Annotated in this window: 15 protein-coding genes; 2 read left to right on the forward strand and 13 right to left on the reverse strand. The window is 60.4% G+C overall.

Going from position 1 to position 16,972, the window contains the following annotated elements; all coding sequences use genetic code 11:
* The first annotated feature begins 2 nt into the window (after positions 1-2).
* Positions 3-1,184 (forward strand): aminotransferase class V-fold PLP-dependent enzyme, encoded by a 1,182-nt coding sequence (locus tag AF70_RS14845; RefSeq protein ID WP_019581458.1) that lies wholly within the window; start codon positions 3-5, stop codon positions 1,182-1,184.
* Between the two features lie 2 nt (positions 1,185-1,186).
* Here the strand turns inward: AF70_RS14845 and AF70_RS14850 are convergent, their stop codons facing one another.
* The 4 genes from AF70_RS14850 to zwf all read right to left on the reverse strand — a co-directional run bounded on the left by AF70_RS14850 (position 1,187) and on the right by zwf (position 5,004).
* A complete protein-coding gene (locus AF70_RS14850) occupies positions 1,187-1,912 on the reverse strand; it encodes an intradiol ring-cleavage dioxygenase (RefSeq protein ID WP_019581459.1) in 726 nt (241 codons plus the stop codon).
* Positions 1,913-2,151: 239 nt separating this feature from the next.
* Entirely contained in the window at positions 2,152-2,817 is a 666-nt protein-coding gene (locus AF70_RS14855) for a bifunctional 4-hydroxy-2-oxoglutarate aldolase/2-dehydro-3-deoxy-phosphogluconate aldolase (RefSeq protein ID WP_018926462.1), read from the reverse strand.
* A gap of 17 nt (positions 2,818-2,834) precedes the next feature.
* On the reverse strand, positions 2,835-3,548 hold the full coding sequence (gene pgl / locus AF70_RS14860; protein ID WP_018926463.1) for a 6-phosphogluconolactonase: 714 nt from the start codon (positions 3,546-3,548) through the stop codon (positions 2,835-2,837).
* Positions 3,535-5,004: a glucose-6-phosphate dehydrogenase gene (gene zwf / locus AF70_RS14865; protein WP_019581460.1), complete on the reverse strand. Its 1,470-nt coding sequence runs from the start codon at positions 5,002-5,004 to the stop codon at positions 3,535-3,537. Before zwf ends, pgl begins: the two co-directional genes overlap by 14 nt.
* Positions 5,005-5,231: 227 nt before the next feature.
* Between zwf and AF70_RS14870 the strand changes: the two genes are divergently transcribed.
* On the forward strand, positions 5,232-6,092 hold the full coding sequence (locus AF70_RS14870) for a MurR/RpiR family transcriptional regulator (RefSeq protein ID WP_172901244.1): 861 nt from the start codon (positions 5,232-5,234) through the stop codon (positions 6,090-6,092).
* Between the two features lie 154 nt (positions 6,093-6,246).
* On the opposite strand, the gene AF70_RS14875 is transcribed toward AF70_RS14870, so the two are convergent.
* The 9 genes from AF70_RS14875 to AF70_RS14915 form a co-directional block, all read right to left on the reverse strand.
* A complete protein-coding gene (locus tag AF70_RS14875) occupies positions 6,247-7,101 on the reverse strand; it encodes a D-hexose-6-phosphate mutarotase (protein WP_028939405.1) in 855 nt (284 codons plus the stop codon).
* Between the two features lie 116 nt (positions 7,102-7,217).
* Entirely contained in the window at positions 7,218-8,564 is a 1,347-nt protein-coding gene (locus AF70_RS14880) for a carbohydrate porin (RefSeq protein WP_028939406.1), read from the reverse strand.
* Between the two features lie 129 nt (positions 8,565-8,693).
* Positions 8,694-9,854: an ABC transporter ATP-binding protein gene (locus AF70_RS14885; RefSeq protein WP_019581463.1), complete on the reverse strand. Its 1,161-nt coding sequence runs from the start codon at positions 9,852-9,854 to the stop codon at positions 8,694-8,696.
* Positions 9,855-9,856: 2 nt separating this feature from the next.
* Positions 9,857-10,702, reverse strand: coding sequence for a carbohydrate ABC transporter permease (locus AF70_RS14890; protein WP_019581464.1), 846 nt, complete (start codon positions 10,700-10,702; stop codon positions 9,857-9,859).
* Positions 10,695-11,603 carry a carbohydrate ABC transporter permease gene (locus tag AF70_RS14895; RefSeq protein WP_018926470.1) on the reverse strand — a complete coding sequence of 303 codons (909 nt, stop codon included), beginning with the start codon at positions 11,601-11,603 and terminating at the stop codon, positions 10,695-10,697. Before AF70_RS14895 ends, AF70_RS14890 begins: the two co-directional genes overlap by 8 nt.
* A 142-nt stretch (positions 11,604-11,745) precedes the next feature.
* Complete coding sequence (locus AF70_RS14900) at positions 11,746-13,047, reverse strand: ABC transporter substrate-binding protein (RefSeq protein ID WP_019581465.1); 1,302 nt, start codon at positions 13,045-13,047, stop codon at positions 11,746-11,748.
* Positions 13,048-13,164: 117 nt separating this feature from the next.
* Entirely contained in the window at positions 13,165-14,424 is a 1,260-nt protein-coding gene (locus tag AF70_RS14905; protein ID WP_028939407.1) for an AGE family epimerase/isomerase, read from the reverse strand.
* A gap of 229 nt (positions 14,425-14,653) precedes the next feature.
* Positions 14,654-16,123, reverse strand: coding sequence for an ATP-binding protein (locus tag AF70_RS14910; protein ID WP_018926473.1), 1,470 nt, complete (start codon positions 16,121-16,123; stop codon positions 14,654-14,656).
* Complete coding sequence (locus tag AF70_RS14915) at positions 16,113-16,844, reverse strand: response regulator (protein WP_007934711.1); 732 nt, start codon at positions 16,842-16,844, stop codon at positions 16,113-16,115. Before AF70_RS14915 ends, AF70_RS14910 begins: the two co-directional genes overlap by 11 nt.
* Positions 16,845-16,972: the final 128 nt, after the last annotated feature.

Raw genomic sequence — 16,972 nt, forward strand, 5'->3', positions numbered from 1 at the left:
CCATGCCCGATAACACCCGCCGTGCCCGTGATGAAGCCTTTTGGCAGACCTTTGCCGACCGCTATGCTGTCGAACCCGGCCCCCTGAACCTGGAGAACGGTTACTTCGGGCGCATGTCACGCACCGTGGTCGAGGAGTATCAACGCAACATCGAGCTCATCAACCGCGGCAACTCGGTGCATGTGCGCCAGCGCTTCGAACAGGGCGAAAGCGTCAAGATCCGCGCGCAGCTGGCCGAGCTGATCGGTGCCCCGGCCGAAGCCGTCGCCTTCACCCGAAACGCCTCGGACGGTTTGCAGTCGCTGATCCGCAACTACAATCGCCTGGAACCGGGCGATCAGGTCCTGCTGTGCGATCTGGAGTACGACACGGTCAAGAGCGCAATGCGTTGGCTGGCCCGCTATCGAGGCGTGGAAGTGATCGAGATCGAGCACCGTCACCCCGCCAGTTTCGACAGCTTGCTGGCCACGTACCGCGAAGCTTTCACACGTTATCCGCGACTGAAGTTGATGGCCCTGACCCACGTCACCCATCGCACCGGTCTGGTAATGCCGGTGCAGGCGATTGCCGCTGCAGCCAGGGAGCATGGCATCGATGTAATCCTCGACGGCGCCCATGCCCTCGGCCAGATCGAGTTCAACCTCGATGAACTGGGCATCGCCTTTGCCGGCTACAACCTGCACAAATGGATCGGTGCGCCATTGACCCTCGGCTTCATTTACATCGCGCCCGAGCGCCTGGTCGACATCGATCCGGACATGGGCGAGATGCATTTCCCGGCCACCGACATTCGCGCCCGCACGCCATACAGCACCCCGAACATCCCGGCCCTGCTGACCCTGCCGCTGGTGTTCGAAGAGCATCAGGCCATGGGCGGTTCTGTCGCCAAGGGCACACGGCTCAATTACCTGCGCAACCGCTGGGTCGATGCCGTTCGGGCGTTACCGGGGATCGAAGTCATGACCCCGGATGACCCGCGCCTGTACTGCGGCATCACCTCGATGCGCTTTACCCGACATGCCGACCAACAAGTGATGGTCGAGCGCCTGCTCAACGACTACAACCTGTTTACCGTGGCGCGCAGCGGCGCGGCGTCTGGCCCGTGCATCCGCATTACGCCGGGGCTCACGACCATGGCTGCGGACATGGATGTACTGGCCCGGGCGTTGAACGAATTGCGCTGACGTCACACGGTGTATTTATCAAAGTCCTCGGGCTTGATTTGCGATGACACCGCAAACGTGTCGACACCGATGGTCATGTGCCCGAAAAAGCCGTCCTCATTCGAGTCTCGACCGATGGTGTGGATGTTCAGGGTCGAGGCCTCGCCGCCCATGCGCTGATGAAACATATCCTGCGCATTGGTCAGCGGTGAGACGGCTCGACCGCTGTACTCACGGGCGTTGAGCACTGACCTTGATGCGACCTCGGGAAAGTAAAGCTGGCCGACCCAGGCGACGTGCCGCTCCTCCAGATAGTTATTACCGGCCGTGATGCGTACCGCGACGTGAATGTGCAAAGCGCGGCCGGCATAGAACCCCGGATAAATCGTGGTAAACCGCACGATGCCCATTTTGTCGGTGAATTGCCCACCACGCAGGTAGGTGTCGTCGTCGGTGCGCGGGATCGACCCGATATCATCCACATCGACTTCCTTGTCCGGGTTGACCTTGCTCCAGCCCGAATACGCCCCGCGCGCATTGCAATGCCAGATATCGACCAATGCCCCGGTAACCGGTTGACCGGTCATGGCATCGATGATCGTGAGCCGCAGCACCAAGGGAATGCCGTCCATGCCTTCGCTGACGTTTCGCCTGATCAGTTTTGGATTTCGAAAATACGGACCGGCGATCTGCTCGGGTGACAGTTGATAAACCGGTAGTGGGGATGCAGCTGAGGTGTTGTCGTCCATGACGTTCTCTCTTCCATAAGATGAACGCAGGTTAACGCTGGACGTGCGGCGAGATGCGGTAACTATGTATCGCGTGATGTCGATCCGTAGCAGCTGCCGAGCCTGCGAGGCAGCTGCTACAACGAGCGTTTCGACGGCCACAGGAGTTTTCACCAGGCAAAAAAAACGGTGCACCGACCAAGCGCACCGTAAAGCCGTAGAACACACAACGAAGTGTTTGGTAAATCCGGTAAATCAGATCAGTCCAGCAGCGCCAACGCCTCGGCGGTGCACTCCTGGATGCGGGCCCAGTCGCCGTTCTTGATCCACTCGGGGTCAAGCATCCAGCTACCGCCCACGCACATCACGTTTTTCAACGCCATGTAGCTCTTGATGTTGGCCGGGCTGACGCCGCCGGTCGGGCAGAATTTAACTTCGCCGAACGGGCCGCCCAGGGCTTTGATGGCTGCGACGCCGCCGCTGACTTCCGCCGGGAACAGCTTGAAGCGGCGATAGCCCAGGCAATAGCCTTCCATGATGCCGGAGGCGTTGCTGATGCCCGGCAACAGCGGAATCGGGCTGGCGACACTGGCTTCGAGCAAGTCACGGGTGATGCCCGGCGTCACGATGAATTGCGAACCGGCGGCTTCGGCAGCGGCCAGCATGCTGCGATCAAGCACCGTACCGGCACCGGTCACCAGCTCCGGACGCTTTTCGCGCAGGATCTGGATGGCCTTGAGGCCGAACTGCGAACGCAGGGTCACTTCCAGCGCCGTCAGGCCACCGGCGGCCAGGGCGTCGGCCAACGGCAGCACGTCCTGTTCGCGAGCGATGGTGATCACCGGCAGGATCCGCGCCTTGGCGCAGAGGCTGTCGATCAGGGCAACTTTGTCCGCCATGGAAACGGTCGGGGATGTGTTTGTCATAGCGGCTGATCCTTGGTTCATGGGCACCAGTAAATCTCTAACGTAGGTTGCAGAAACGCCCGAATCGGCATGGCGGCGACATCGTCACCGGCCAGTGCGGCGCTCAGGGTGGTCAACTTGGACTGACCGGAAATCGATAGAACGGTGTGCCTGGCCGAAGCCAGCAGCGCGCGACTCATGGTCAGGCGCTGACGCGGCACGGTCGGCGCCAGCATCGGCCAGCAACGACGAGTGCCGTCGACTTTCAAGGCGTCGGCCAGGTTCGGGCTGTTGGGGAACAGTGATGCGGTGTGACCGTCGTCGCCCATGCCCAGCACCAGCACATCGATCGCCGGCAACTCGGCGAGCAAGCGATCAGCCTGCTCGGCGGCCTGCTCCAGGTTGGCGGTGGCACTGTAGAGGCTCAGGAACTGGGCCTTGGCCGCCGGACCTTGCAACAGGTAACGCTTGAGCAGACCGGCATTACTGTCGGCATGCTCCACCGGCACCCAACGCTCGTCAGCCAGGCTGACCACCACCTTCGACCAGTCCAGCGCCTGCTTGGCCAGGTGCTGGAAAAATGCCACCGGGCTGCGTCCACCGGACACCACCAGCGTCGCGGTGCCTTGTGCGGCAATCGCGTCGCTCAGTTGTTTGGCCACTGCCAATGCCAGGCCTTCGGCCAGCAGCATCGGTTTTTTGAACTCATGGGCGCTGACGCCCTGAGGCAGTTTCAATTCAGATATCGCCATACCACGACCTCCCGTCCCGCGTGATCAGTGCAATGGAGCTCATCGGCCCCCAGGACCCGGCCGCGTACGGCTTGGGCGCATCACCGGACTTTTTCCACCCGGCAATCAACTGGTCACACCACTTCCACGCGGCTTCGATTTCATCTTTACGGACAAACAGGTTCTGATTGCCACGCATCACTTCCAGCAACAACCGCTCGTAGGCATCGGGAATCCGTGCGCTGCGCCAGGTGTCGGAAAAATTCAGCTGCAACGGACCGCTACGCAGCTGCATGCCCTTGTCCAGGCCTTGTTCCTTGGTCATCACGCGCAAGGAAATGCCTTCGTCCGGTTGCAGGCGGATGATCAGTTTGTTGCTGATCTGCAAGCGCTGCTCGGGGGCGAAGATGTAGTGCGACGGTTCCTTGAAGTGGATGACGATCTGCGACAGCTTCTGCGGCATGCGCTTGCCGGTGCGCAGGTAAAACGGCACGCCGGCCCAACGCCAGTTGCGAATGTCGGCACGCAGGGCAACGAAGGTTTCGGTGTCGCTCTGGGTGTTGGAGTTAGGCTCCTCCAGATACCCCGGCACCGACTTGCCTTCGCTGTGACCGGCGATGTACTGGCCGCGCACCACTTGAGTGGTCAGGCCTTCCGGGCTGATCGGCGCCAGCGCCTTGAGCACTTTGACCTTCTCGTCGCGGATGCTGTCGGCGGACAAGTCGGCCGGCGGGTCCATGGCGATCAGGCACAGCAACTGCAACAGGTGATTCTGGATCATGTCCCGCAGCTGGCCGGCCTTGTCGAAGTAACCCCAACGGCCTTCGATCCCGACCTGCTCGGCCACGGTGATTTCCACGTGGGAGATGTAATTCTGGTTCCACTGGGTTTCGAACAGGCTGTTGGCGAAACGCAGCGCAATCAGGTTCTGTACGGTCTCTTTGCCCAGGTAGTGGTCGATACGGTAGGTGCGGTTCTCCGGGAAGAACTGCGCCACGGCGTCGTTGACCTTACGCGAGGATTCCAGGTCCGAACCGATGGGTTTTTCCAGCACCACGCGGGTGTTTTCGGCCAGGCCAACCTTCGACAGGTTCTCGCAAATAGCACCGTAAACCGCCGCCGGCGTGGCGAAGTAGGCAATCACCCGCTGGGCGCTGCCGGCCTGCTCGGCCAGGGCGACGTAATCGTCAGCCTTGAGGAAGTCGACATGCAGGTAGCTCAAACGGGCCAGGAAGCGCTCGAGCACGGCTTCATCCAGCTCTTTGGCGCCCACGTAGCGACGCAACTCGGTGGCGATGAACGCCAGATGCTGCTGCTCGCTGCCAGGTTCACGGGCCAGTGCGATAATGCGCGTATCCTCATGAAGCAGGCCGGCACCATCGAGTTGATAAAGGGCAGGGAACAGCTTGCGCAGGGCTAGATCGCCGAGAGCGCCGAACAAGGCAAAGGTGCACGGTTCAACCGTAATCGAAGGCATGATGTTTGTTCTTTTATCAAGTTAAGCTACAAATACCTTTTTTCAAGGCATCACTCAAGGGAAAATGTAGTAATAACCACAACATTTTCGCAAAATATAGATTCCGAGTGGTGGTCGGTCGGAGCCATCAGTAGGATAGGCCACCGTTATGGGCCGTATCAAAGGCCCAATTTGCATAGCCGAGCGCTTGTTTGCGCAGGTGAATTTAGGAACCCCATATGGACCGCGTGCGAAATTTACTGGAACAGATCCAGAGTCGCCTCGAAGACCTGAACAAGGCAGAACGCAAAGTCGCCGAAGTGATCCTGCTCAACCCACAGCAGGCGACCCGGTTCAGCATCGCCGCCCTCGCCCAGGCCGCGTCGGTCAGTGAGCCGACGGTCAACCGTTTCTGCCGCTCATTCGGTGTCAGCGGCTACCCTGAACTGAAACTGCAGCTGGCCCAGAGCCTGGCCAGCGGCGCGGCGTATGTCAGCCGTGCGGTGGAAGCCGACGACAACCCCGAGGCTTACACCCAGAAGATCTTCGGCAGCGCCATCGCGTCCCTGGACAGCGCCTGCCAGGCACTGGACCCGAACCTGATCAGCCGCGCCGTCGACCTGTTGATCCAGGCCCGGCAGATCCACTTCTTCGGCCTCGGCGCCTCGGCCCCGGTGGCACTGGATGCGCAGCACAAGTTCTTCCGCTTCAACCTCGCCGTCACCGCCCATGCCGATGTGCTGATGCAACGCATGATTGCCTCGGTGGCCCACACCGGTGAGTTATTCGTGATCATCTCCTACACCGGCCGTACCCGCGAACTGGTGGAAGTGGCACGCATCGCCCGGGAAAACGGCGCTTCGGTGCTGGGGCTGACGGCCGAGGGTTCGCCGCTGGCCAAGGCCAGTACCTTGAGCCTGAACATTCCGTTGCCGGAAGACACCGACATTTACATGCCGATGACCTCGCGGATCATTCAGCTGACCGTGCTCGATGTGCTCGCCACCGGCATGACCTTGCGCCGAGGCGTGGATTTCCAGCCGCATTTGCGCAAGATCAAGGAAAGCCTCAATGCCAGTCGGTATCCGATTGGGGATGAGTTTAATTAACCCCCTGTGGCGAGGGGGCTTGCCCCCGTTCGGCTGCGCAGCAGTCGTAAACCTGGCAAACGCGGCTTGAGCAGAATGTCGCGCTGGTGATTTTGGGGCCGCTTCGCGGCCCAACGGGGGCAAGCCCCCTCGCCACAAAGGTTGTGCGCATCGGCTATGCCCCAACCCGCGCCTGCAAACTCAGATGCGCCCTCTCCCCCGGCGCCAGGCACAGGCTGTCGGTGCCGCCGCTGGCCGCTTCCACACAGACGAACTCGGAAATCTCATTCCAGCTCACGCCCAGCAATGGCCGCGAGCCGGGATGCCAGACCACCGTGTCTGCATGATCACCGGTGTCGATGCACAGTTCGCGCTGCCAGGCGTGGTCCTTGAGCTGCAATTCGCCGTCATGCTGGAACACCCGCTGACACCCACCGTCGACCCGCAACTCGCCTTCCTGTTGGCAAACCTGGCGGTTCAACTGGTCGTAACCTTGCGCTCCTTCGAGCCCAGACAGCGCTACCTCACCGACGTCACCAATACGCCAATAGGCGTGCAACGCCTGACTCAACTGGCACGGCATGTCGTCCTGATGCTCCGTGCTCAAGTGCAAATCCATGCGTTCGCCCAGGTGCGCGTGCAAGTCCACTTGCCAGTCGCACAGCTGTAACTGCCAGTGCAGGTGCACGCCATCGTCGTCACTGCTGCTGTCGAGTAACTTCCAGTCCAGCAGGCGCGCCCAGCCATGGGACGGCCAGGCGTTTTCGCTTGGGTGGCGGCCATACCACGGCCAACACACCGGCACGCCGCCGCGAATCGCACCCACGTGCGGCCATTTCGCCGCGCACCACAGCCAGGGTTTCTGACCCTTTGGCTGGAAGTGCAGCAACTGCGCGCCCTGACGACTGAACACCGCCTGACACAGCGGATGGTCGATCACCAGCACGTCGCGCATCTGATAGCGCTCCCACGCAAACACCGGACGTTCGCGCAAGGATTTGAAGAAGCGTTGTAGCGGATGCTCAAGCATGTGCCACGGTCCTGAAAATCATCTGTCACCCGAGGGTGCGCCACCCCCAAAAAAAAGCGGACAGCCATGGCCGTCCGCAAATATGCGCACATAGAGAGGAGCTTATCGCAACAGCGTTAGAACACCGACTGAATTTTCAGGCCGGCGACCAGCGCGTTATCAACTTCATCCACACCACCCGGGTGAGTGATGTATTGCAGGTTAGGACGCACCGTCAGCCAGTTGGTAACGTGGAAACCGTAGTTGATCTCGTAGTTGTACTCGGTGCTGCGCAGTGGCGCGAACAGTGGATCGTTGTAGTCGGTGACACCATTGGCGGCGTTGACCAACTCGGAGTTTTTCTTCACGTCGTCGTTGACATGGATACGGGAGAAACCGATCCCGACGTCGTCTTTTGGACGCGCATCGAACGGGCCCTTGTAAACAAACATCAGCGACTGGTAGTTGTCGACGAAGTTGGTGTCCTTGTCGTGGAAGGTGGCGTTGGCCGCGATGTTCAGACCGCGCGAAGCATCACCGTTATGGGTGGTCAGTTGTTGCTGCGCCACGAACCAGTAGCCATGCTTGCTGTCATGGCTGCGATAGGCGTTGCCGGTGGTCGCTGCATCATTGCCGTTGTCGTCTTTACGGACGTCATCGGCGTCGGCCGTACTCTTGTAGTAACCGACACGGTATTCGCCCGGCAGGTTGTTGACCTTCGGCGACCAGACCAATTCAACCGGCAAGACGGTACCTTTGGTACCACTGCCGCTGAGCTTGAAGCCGTTACCGTGCTCAAGTTGCGATGGGTTCTGGTTGTACGCGCCGATCTGCGCATAGAACTCAGGCGTGATGTTGTACTTCACGCGAACCGCCGCCTGCATGACCGGCCAGTTGTACCAGATACCGGTCGCCCAGTTACCCGCCTGGGAACCGCAGAATGCCAGGTTCTGGAACTCGCAAGGGAAGGTGTTGAAGTCTTCGCCTTCGCCGAAGTAACCAGCCTTGACGTCCAGTTTCCCGTCGAGGAACTGATGCTTGATCCACAGCTGGGTCAGACGGACCATGTGGCCACGACCGTAGACTTCCTGGGAGGAACTCAAGGTGCCGGCACGCGGGTCGCCGACACGGTCATTGGAGATGTTCTGACCGTTACGGTTGGTGAGCTGGATCTTGGCCTGGGTGTTATCCCAGCCCCACAGTTTTTGCAGGTCCAGCGCCACGCCCAGACCAAACTGGTCGGCGTAACGCGCTGTCTTGTCGTCGTTGTAGCCGCCGTGCAGGTTGGCGCCCACTTCACCGACATAGTCGGCCTTGATGTCGATACCTTGCTCGATCAGCTTGGTCCGCTCGCCACCCCAGTCCCCCGTCATCCACTGGGAATCGGCACTGAACGCGTCAGCCGCGTGTGCGCTACCGGCCAGCATCATCGCCGCAACCGCTGACAATTGGCAGATCAGTTGAGCGTTGTTCTTCTTCTTCATCCCTACATCCTCGTTTTATTGTTATTAACTGTTTTTATCTAACGCGGTTTACATCGATTGCGACGGATGTCTCCATCCGCCACTAATCCCCCCTGTGAGAGCGGGCTTGCTCGCTCCCACATTTGATCTTCAGCGGCCTTTGAACTGGGCCACGTTGGCGCTGTGAGCTTCGGTTTTTGGCAGGCCGGCAACGCCCAGGCGCTCACCGGTCTTGGCATCGAACAGCAGCACTTTCGATGGATCGAATTGCAGCGTCAGGGTCTCGCCCGGGGCCGGTGCGACGTCCGGTGCCAGACGGCAGCAGACCTTGGTGTCGTTGAGATTGACGAATACCAGGGTGTCGGGACCGGTCGGTTCGGTGACCTGCACTTCGGCGCGGATGGTTGGCAAACCGTTTGGCTCGCCGTTCGCCAGCACGATCTGTTCCGGGCGCATGCCGAGGATCACTTCGCGGTCTTCGAGCCCGGCGTCCTGCATGCCCAGCGGCAATTCGCAGCGCGCCTGACCACTGTCGAGCAACGCCAACAGACGGCCGTCCTTGCGCTGCAAACGCAGGGGAATGAAGTTCATCGGCGGCGAACCGATGAAGCTCGCCACGAACAGGTTGGCCGGGTTGTTGTAGATGTCTTTCGGCGTACCGAACTGCTGGATGATCCCGTCCTTCATCACCGCCACTTTGTCGCCCAGGGTCATCGCTTCGATCTGGTCGTGGGTCACGTAGACCGTGGTGGTTTTCAGGCGCTGGTGCATCAGTTTCATTTCGGTGCGCATCTCGACCCGCAGCTTGGCGTCGAGGTTGGACAGCGGTTCGTCGAACAGGTAGATCTTCGGCCGACGCGCCAACGCCCGGCCCATGGCCACGCGCTGTTGCTGACCACCGGAGAGTTGACCCGGCTTGCGGTTGAGCAGGTGTTCGATTTGCAGCAACTTGGCCACGCGAGCGACTTCCGCGTCGATGTCGGCGGCAGGCATCTTGCGGATCTTCAAACCGAACGCGATGTTTTCGCGCACGCTCATGGTCGGGTACAGCGCGTAGGACTGGAACACCATGGCGATGTCGCGGTCTTTGGGACTCATGCCGCTGACGTCCTGGTCACCGATCATGATCGCGCCGCCGGTGATGGTCTCAAGGCCGGCGATGCAATTCATCAGGGTCGATTTACCGCAACCCGAAGGGCCCACAAGAATCAGGAATTCACCGTCCTTGATCGACAGCTCAATGTTCTTGAGGGTGTCCGGCAGGCCGGGGCCATAGGTTTTGTTTACATTGCGAAGTTCGAGCGTAGCCATGATTACCCCTTGACTGCGCCGGCCGTCAGCCCGCGCACGAAATACTTACCTGCGACCACATAGACCAGCAGGGTTGGCAACCCGGCGATCATTGCCGCCGCCATATCAACGTTGTATTCCTTGGCCCCGGTACTGGTGTTGACCAAGTTGTTCAACGCCACCGTAATGGGTTGCGAGTCACCGCTTGAGAACACCACGCCGAACAGGAAGTCGTTCCAGATCTGAGTGAACTGCCAGATCAGGCAGACCATGATGATCGGGGTGGACATCGGCAGGATGATCAAGCGGAAGATGGTGAAGAACCCCGCGCCATCGAGCCGCGCCGCTTTCACCAGTGCATCGGGAACGCTGACGTAGTAGTTACGGAAAAACAGCGTGGTGAACGCCAGGCCGTAGACCACGTGCACGAACACCAGGCCTGTCGTTGTGCTGGCCAGGCCCATCTTGCCGAGGGTGAACGAGGCCGGCAGCAGGACCGTCTGGAATGGCAGGAAGCAACCGAACAGCAGCAGGCCGAAGAACAACTGCGACCCGCGAAAGCGCCACATCGACAGCACATAGCCGTTCAACGCACCGATGGCCGTGGAGATCATTACCGCCGGAACGGTGATCTTGATCGAGTTCCAGAAGTACCCGTCAACCGTGCCCCAGGCCTTGATCCAGCCAATACCACTGACCACCGTCGGCCAGCTCAGCAGGTTGCCGGAGTTGATGTCTTCCGGCGTCTTGAAACTGGTCAGCAGCATGACCACCAGCGGTATCAGGTACAGCAATACCGCAAGGAGCAGCACGCCATAGATCGCGATGCGACTCAGGCTGATGGCAGGTTTGGCAGCGAAACTAGTCATGACGTTTGGCCCTCAGCTCGGAGTACAGGTAAGGCACGATGATCGCGAGAATCGCACCGAGCATCAGAATCGCACTGGCCGAGCCCATGCCCATCTGGCCGCGACTGAAGGTGAAGGAATACATGAACATCGCAGGCAGATCGGAGGAATAACCCGGGCCACCGGCGGTCATTGCCGCTACCAGGTCGAAACTCTTGATAGCGATGTGGGCCAGGATCATTACTGCGCTGAAGAACACCGGGCGCAGGCTCGGCAACACCACTTTCAGGTAAATGCGCGGCATGCTCGCGCCATCGATCTGGGCGGCACGGATGATCGATTGATCAACGCCACGCAGGCCGGCGAGGAACATCGCCATGATAAAGCCCGAGGCTTGCCATACCGCCGCGATCACCAGGCAATACACAACGCGATCCGGATCGATCAACCAATCCAGGCGAAAGCCTTCCCAGCCCCAGTCACGCAGCAATTTGTCCAGGCCCATGCCCGGGTTGAGCAGCCACTTCCAGGCGGTACCGGTGACGATCATCGAAAGCGCCATCGGGTACAGGTAAATGGTGCGAATGAAACCTTCGCGACGAATGCGCTGGTCAAGAAACACCGCCAGCAACACACCGATCACCAGGGTGATGCCGATGAACATGCCGCCGAAAAGCGCCAGGTTCTTGCTCGCTACCCACCAGCGATCGTTGTCGAACAGCCGCTGGTACTGCGCCAGACCTGCCCATTTGTAAGTCGGCAGGAAAGTCGAAGTGGTGAACGACAGGACGAAGGTCCACAGGATATAGCCATAGAACCCCACCAGAACAATGAACATGCTCGGCGCCAGCACCAGCTTGGGGAGCCAGCGCTGCAGTGCATCGAACGGCGAGGCCTTGCTGAACACAGCAACAGAACTCATGGGAAGATCCAGTACGAGAGAGAGAGAATTCGGGCAGGTCCCCTGTAGGAGCCGGCTTGCTGGCGAAGGCGGTGTGTCAGTCGACATCTGCGTTGAATGACACATCGCTATCGCCAGCAAGCCGGCTCCTACAGGCCAAGCATTACTTGGCTGCTTTAATGGCAGTGCCGAGTTGCTTGGCGGCAGTGGCAGGATCGGCTTTCGGATCGTTGATGAAGTTGGTCACGACATCAAAGAAAGCACCCTGTACCGCCAGCGTGGTCGCCATGTTGTGCGCCATGCTCGGCTGCAAGCCACCGGTCTTGGCGTCCGCCAGGAAGTCTTTGGCAGCCGTCTGGGCGCAGGAGTCGAAACCGTACTTGCCCATGTCGCTCAGCATGTCGTTTCGAACCGGGATCGAGCCCTTGTTGATGCTGAAGACTTTCTGGAAGTTCTCACCCAGCACGACCTTGGCAATGTCCTGCTGAGCTGCAGCAGTGCCCTTGTCTTTCTGCTTGAACACGGCCAGCGAGTCGATGTTGTAGGTGAAGGCCTTGTCGGTGCCCGGGAAGGCTACGCACTCATAATCCTTGCCGGCGACTTTCTTGGCCGCTGTCCACTCGCTCTTGGCCCAGTCACCCATGATCTGCATGCCGGCCTTGCCGTTGATGACCTTGGCTGCCTCCAGGTTCCAGTCCTGACCTTTGCCGTCGGCGTCCATGTAGGTCGCGACTTTCTTCAGCTCGGTCAGCGCCTTGACCATGTCAGGACCGGTCAGCGCCGCGTTATCCAGGTCGACCAGGGCTTTCTTGTAGCCATCGACGCCCATGACCGACAGGACCACCGCTTCGAACACGGTGCTGTCTTGCCAAGGCTGGCCACCGTGGGCAAGCGCGATGAAGCCCGCAGCCTTGAGCTTGTCACCGGCCGCGTAGAATTCCTGAAGGGTGGTTGGCGCTTTTTCGATGCCGGCTTTCTTGAAGACTTCCGGATTGATCCACAACCAGTTGACGCGGTGAATGTTCACCGGCACGGCCACATAGTTACCGTCGTACTTCACGGTATCGGAGACTTTCTTGTCGAGCAGGCTGTCCCACTTCTCAGCTTTGGCAGCGTCTTTCAAGACGTCGGTATCGAGCAGACCGGTAGACGCCCATTCCTGAATGTCCGGACCTTTGATCTGCGCTACGCCCGGCGGGTTACCGGCCACGGCGCGGCTTTTGAGTACGGTCATGGCTGTGGCACCGCCACCGCCGGCGACTGCGCCGTCTTTCCAGGTGAAACCGTCTTTTTCGACTTGAGCCTTGAGCACATCGACAGCCGCTTTTTCACCACCAGACGTCCACCAGTGAACGACTTCCACCGAACCTTTGGAATCGGCGGCAAGGGCACTGATCGGGAATGCAGCAACGGGAAGCAGTGAAGCGAGAGAAATGACAGTAGCGAGGCGAGAAATCGCATTCATCTAGTAGTACCTTTCTTGTTGTTATGCATGCAAGTCTGGTGCTTGCGCTGCATAGGATTTTAAACAGGGGATAGCCCTTCGCAGGTAACGAAGGGACGCGCGAATGTCACCACATGGTTACACATGAGCGCTCTGGGACAATTGCGCCAGCGCACTGGCCATGCTCGGCGCCAATGGCAGGCGCGGGATCAATACGGTTTGCCAGGCGTGATACAGGTCAGGTTTACCGGCCCAGATATCGGCGCTCGGGCGGTTCAGCGGATCGAGCTCGTGATGCCAGCTGCCATCGCAGCGGTCGATGAAATGACTGTCACAGAATTCCCAGAACAGTCGGTACCAACGCTCGTATTGCTCATCACCGGTGCGTTTTAGCAGCGCACTGGCGGCGGCGCTGGCTTCGCAATGAGTCCAGTGCAAACGATGACGAACCACCGCGCGATTGTCCCAGTCGAGGGTGTAGACGATGCCCGGCGCACCGTCGACGTCCCAGCCGTGACGGCAATTGTGTTCGAAGAGTTTTTGCGCATCGGTGGCCAGCCAGCCCGGCGTGAGCATCCCGGCTTGCACCCGCGCCGCTTCAAGGTGCAGTAACAACCGCGCCCATTCGAAACCATGACCCGGTGTGGTGCCATAAGGACGGAAACCGTCGGCCGGATTGTCGTGGTTGTAGTCGCGCAGCGGCTGCCAGTCGCGGTCGAAATGCTCGACCACCAGGTAATCGTTGGCGGCGGCGTGTTCGTGAATGACACGCTCGACGATGCGCTGCGCGCGAATCAGCCAGCGGTGGTCCTCGGTGACATCGGCCAGGGCGAGAAAGGCTTCGGTGGCGTGCATGTTGCTGTTGGCGCCGCGATAGGCTTCCTCGCAACTGAAGTCGCGGTTGAAGGATTCGCGCATGGCGCCCTCCTCCTCGCTCCAGAAATGGCTGTCGATGATGTGGATCGCATCATCGAGCAAGGCTTGCGCACCGGGACGCTGGGCAACCACCGCAGAACTCGCGGCCAACGCCACGAAGGCATGCAGGTAAGCGGCTTTGCCGGTATTGCCGTCGCGGTGTTCGGGCGTGGCGAACCAGCCACCGTGTTCGGCGTCACGCAGCGGCCCGCTGAGGGCTTTGATGCCGTGATCCACCAGCTCGGCGAACCCCGGCAGGCCCTGGATATGAGCCATGGCGAAGCTGTGGGTCATGCGCGCGGTGTTCATGGTTTCGGCTTGGGCGCTGGCTGGGGGGCGCCCCTTTTCATCAAGGTTGCCGAAACCTTCGGGAAGCTTTGAAGCCCTGGCAAATGCCAACAGGCGCAGGCCTTCGGCGGCGAGCCATTGCTGATGGGCAGGCGCGTTCAGCCAACTGCTGAAGGCGGGTTGGAAGGTGTCCATGCGATACCTTTTTTTGTTGTTATGACTGGGACCAGTCTAAACAACGGTCGGTGGCGGGCAGGTAACGAAGGGGGCGGCTTTTGTCACCGAGTTGTGACATTCACCCTGATTTTGAAGTGAGTGGTTACTTGTGGCGAGGGGGCTTGCCCCCGTTGGACTGCGCAGCAGTCCCTCTTTCAGGGCCGCTCCGCGCCCAACGGGGGCAAGCCCCCTCACCACAGGGTCGCTTTCAATCCATTGGTCGTGGCAACTGCAACGTCACGCGCAACCCGCCTTCACGCAGGTTTTGCAGGCTGACTTCACCGCCATGGCTATGGGCAATGTTGCGTGCAATCCCCAGCCCCAGGCCATAACCCTGCTGCTGCCCGGCCAGGCGGAAGTGCGGCTCGAACACTTGCTCCAGCCGCTGCTCCGGCACGCCCGGACCTTCGTCATCGACATGCAGGACGAACGCGCTCTCGTCGTCATCGATGTGCAGATGCGCGTTCTGCCCGTACTTCAAGGCGTTGTCGATCAGGTTGCCGATGCAGCGCTTGAGCGCCAGTGGCTTGCCGGGATACGGCGCCAGCGCCCGCCCCTGCTGAGTCACGCGGCCATTGCCGTTAGGCGCCAGATACGGTTCCACCAGGCAGTCGAGCACATGATTGAGGTCCACCGGTTCGATGTTTTCGTGGATGTCAGTGTCTTTCACGCATTGCAGCGCGCCTTTGACCAGCAACTCCAGCTCATCCAGATCGCGACCGAACTTGGCTTGCAGCTTTTCGTCTTCAAGCAATTCGACCCGCAGTCGCAGCCGAGTGATCGGTGTGCGCAAGTCATGGGAAATCGCGCTGAACAACTGGCTGCGCTCAGTCAGGTAACGGCTGATGCGTTCACGCATTGCATTGAACGCGCGACCGACTTCCACCACTTCACTGCCGCCGCCCTGAGCGACTGGTTCGACGTCGGCCCCCAGGGACATGTCCCGCGCCGCCCGCGCCAATCGCTTGAGTGGCCGGCTCTGCCAGTGCACCAGCAGGCCAATGAACAGGAGTAAGAAGCCGCTGGTGAGTACGATGAACCAGACTTGCTGTGCCGGCAGGCCTTGCTCTTCGAGACTGGTGTAGGGCTCGGGCAACAGCGAAGCGATGTACAGCCATTCCCCCGGCGCCATCTGGATTTGCGTGACCAGCACCGGTGGGTTCACTGGCTCCAGGGTCAACGCGTAGTGCGCCCAGGAGCGTGGCAATTCATCGAGTTTCAGCCCGCTATTGAAGATCCGCAGGTCTTCGGGGCTGACGAAGGTCACCGAAATATCGGCGTCCTGGCCCAGCGACTGGCGCAGCACTTCGTCCACCGCTTTGAGCACCGCTTCTTTGCGCGGCGTGATCGGCAGCACTTCCATGCCTAAGGGTTTGTCGTTGAGGGTCACCACGAACCGGGTGCCGCCCATGCTGCGCAACTGGTCGAGCACCAGCGGCCTGAACGCCACCGGCAACGAGCGGAAATAACTGACGCTGGCCGTCATCGAATGGGCCAGGCTGCGGGCGCTGGTGACCAGGCCTTCGAGCTGGGTAGCACGCAGTTGCGAAACCCAGATCACGCTCGACAGCGTCTGGGCAAACAGCACCGCCAACAGGGTCAGCAGCAACATGCGCCCGAGCAGCGAGCGCGGCACCGGCACGCGCCCGGCGAGCTTGCGCAGGAACTCAGTGACCATTGCCGGCAACCACGTTGGCTGCCAATTGGTAGCCGCTGCCACGCACGGTCCGGATCAGCCGCGGCGGCTTTTCGGTGTCGCGCAGGCGCTGGCGCAAACGGCTGACCGCCATGTCGACGATGCGATCGAGCGGCATCAGGTCACGGCCACGGGTGGCGTTGCCGATGGTGTCGCGGTCGAGGATTTCCTGGGGGTGATCGAGGAACAGTTTCAGCAGGGCGAAATCGGCGCCGGAGAGAATCACTTCCTCGCCGTCGGTGTGGAACAGCCGATGGCTGACCATGTCCAGCCGCCAGTCGTCGAAGGCCAGCACTTCACCGCCGGAACGCTCCTGACCAAACTGCGCGCGGCGCAACAAGGCTTTGATCCGCGCCTGCAATTCACGGGGGCTGAAGGGTTTGCCGAGGTAGTCGTCGGCGCCCAATTCCAGGCCGATGACACGATCGGCCTCATCGGAACTGGCGGTGAGCATGATGATCGGCACGTGGGCCTGGCGCGGGTGCTGGCGGATCCAGCGGCAGAGGCTGAAACCATCTTCGTCCGGCAGCATCACGTCGAGGATCACCAGATCGCTCGGCGCCTCGTTCAGCGCCTGACGAAAGCCTGCGCCATCGGGCGTGGTACGAACCTGGAAACCGGCACGGGTCAGGTAGGTGTCCAGCAACTCGCGTATCTCTTGATCGTCATCGACCAACAAAATCGACTTGTTGACTGAGCTCACGGCGGCATCCTTGTTGTTTGTGTTGGGGAGGATTATGCCTTACGGAAATCTGATGACGTGCGCGGATTTTTGGCGAGGGGGCTTGCCCCCGTTGGATCGCGTAGCGGTCCTTTTTTACGACTGCTTCG

Source organism: Pseudomonas sp. KD5, from assembly GCF_012932895.1.
Classification (GTDB): Bacteria; Pseudomonadota; Gammaproteobacteria; order Pseudomonadales; family Pseudomonadaceae; genus Aquipseudomonas.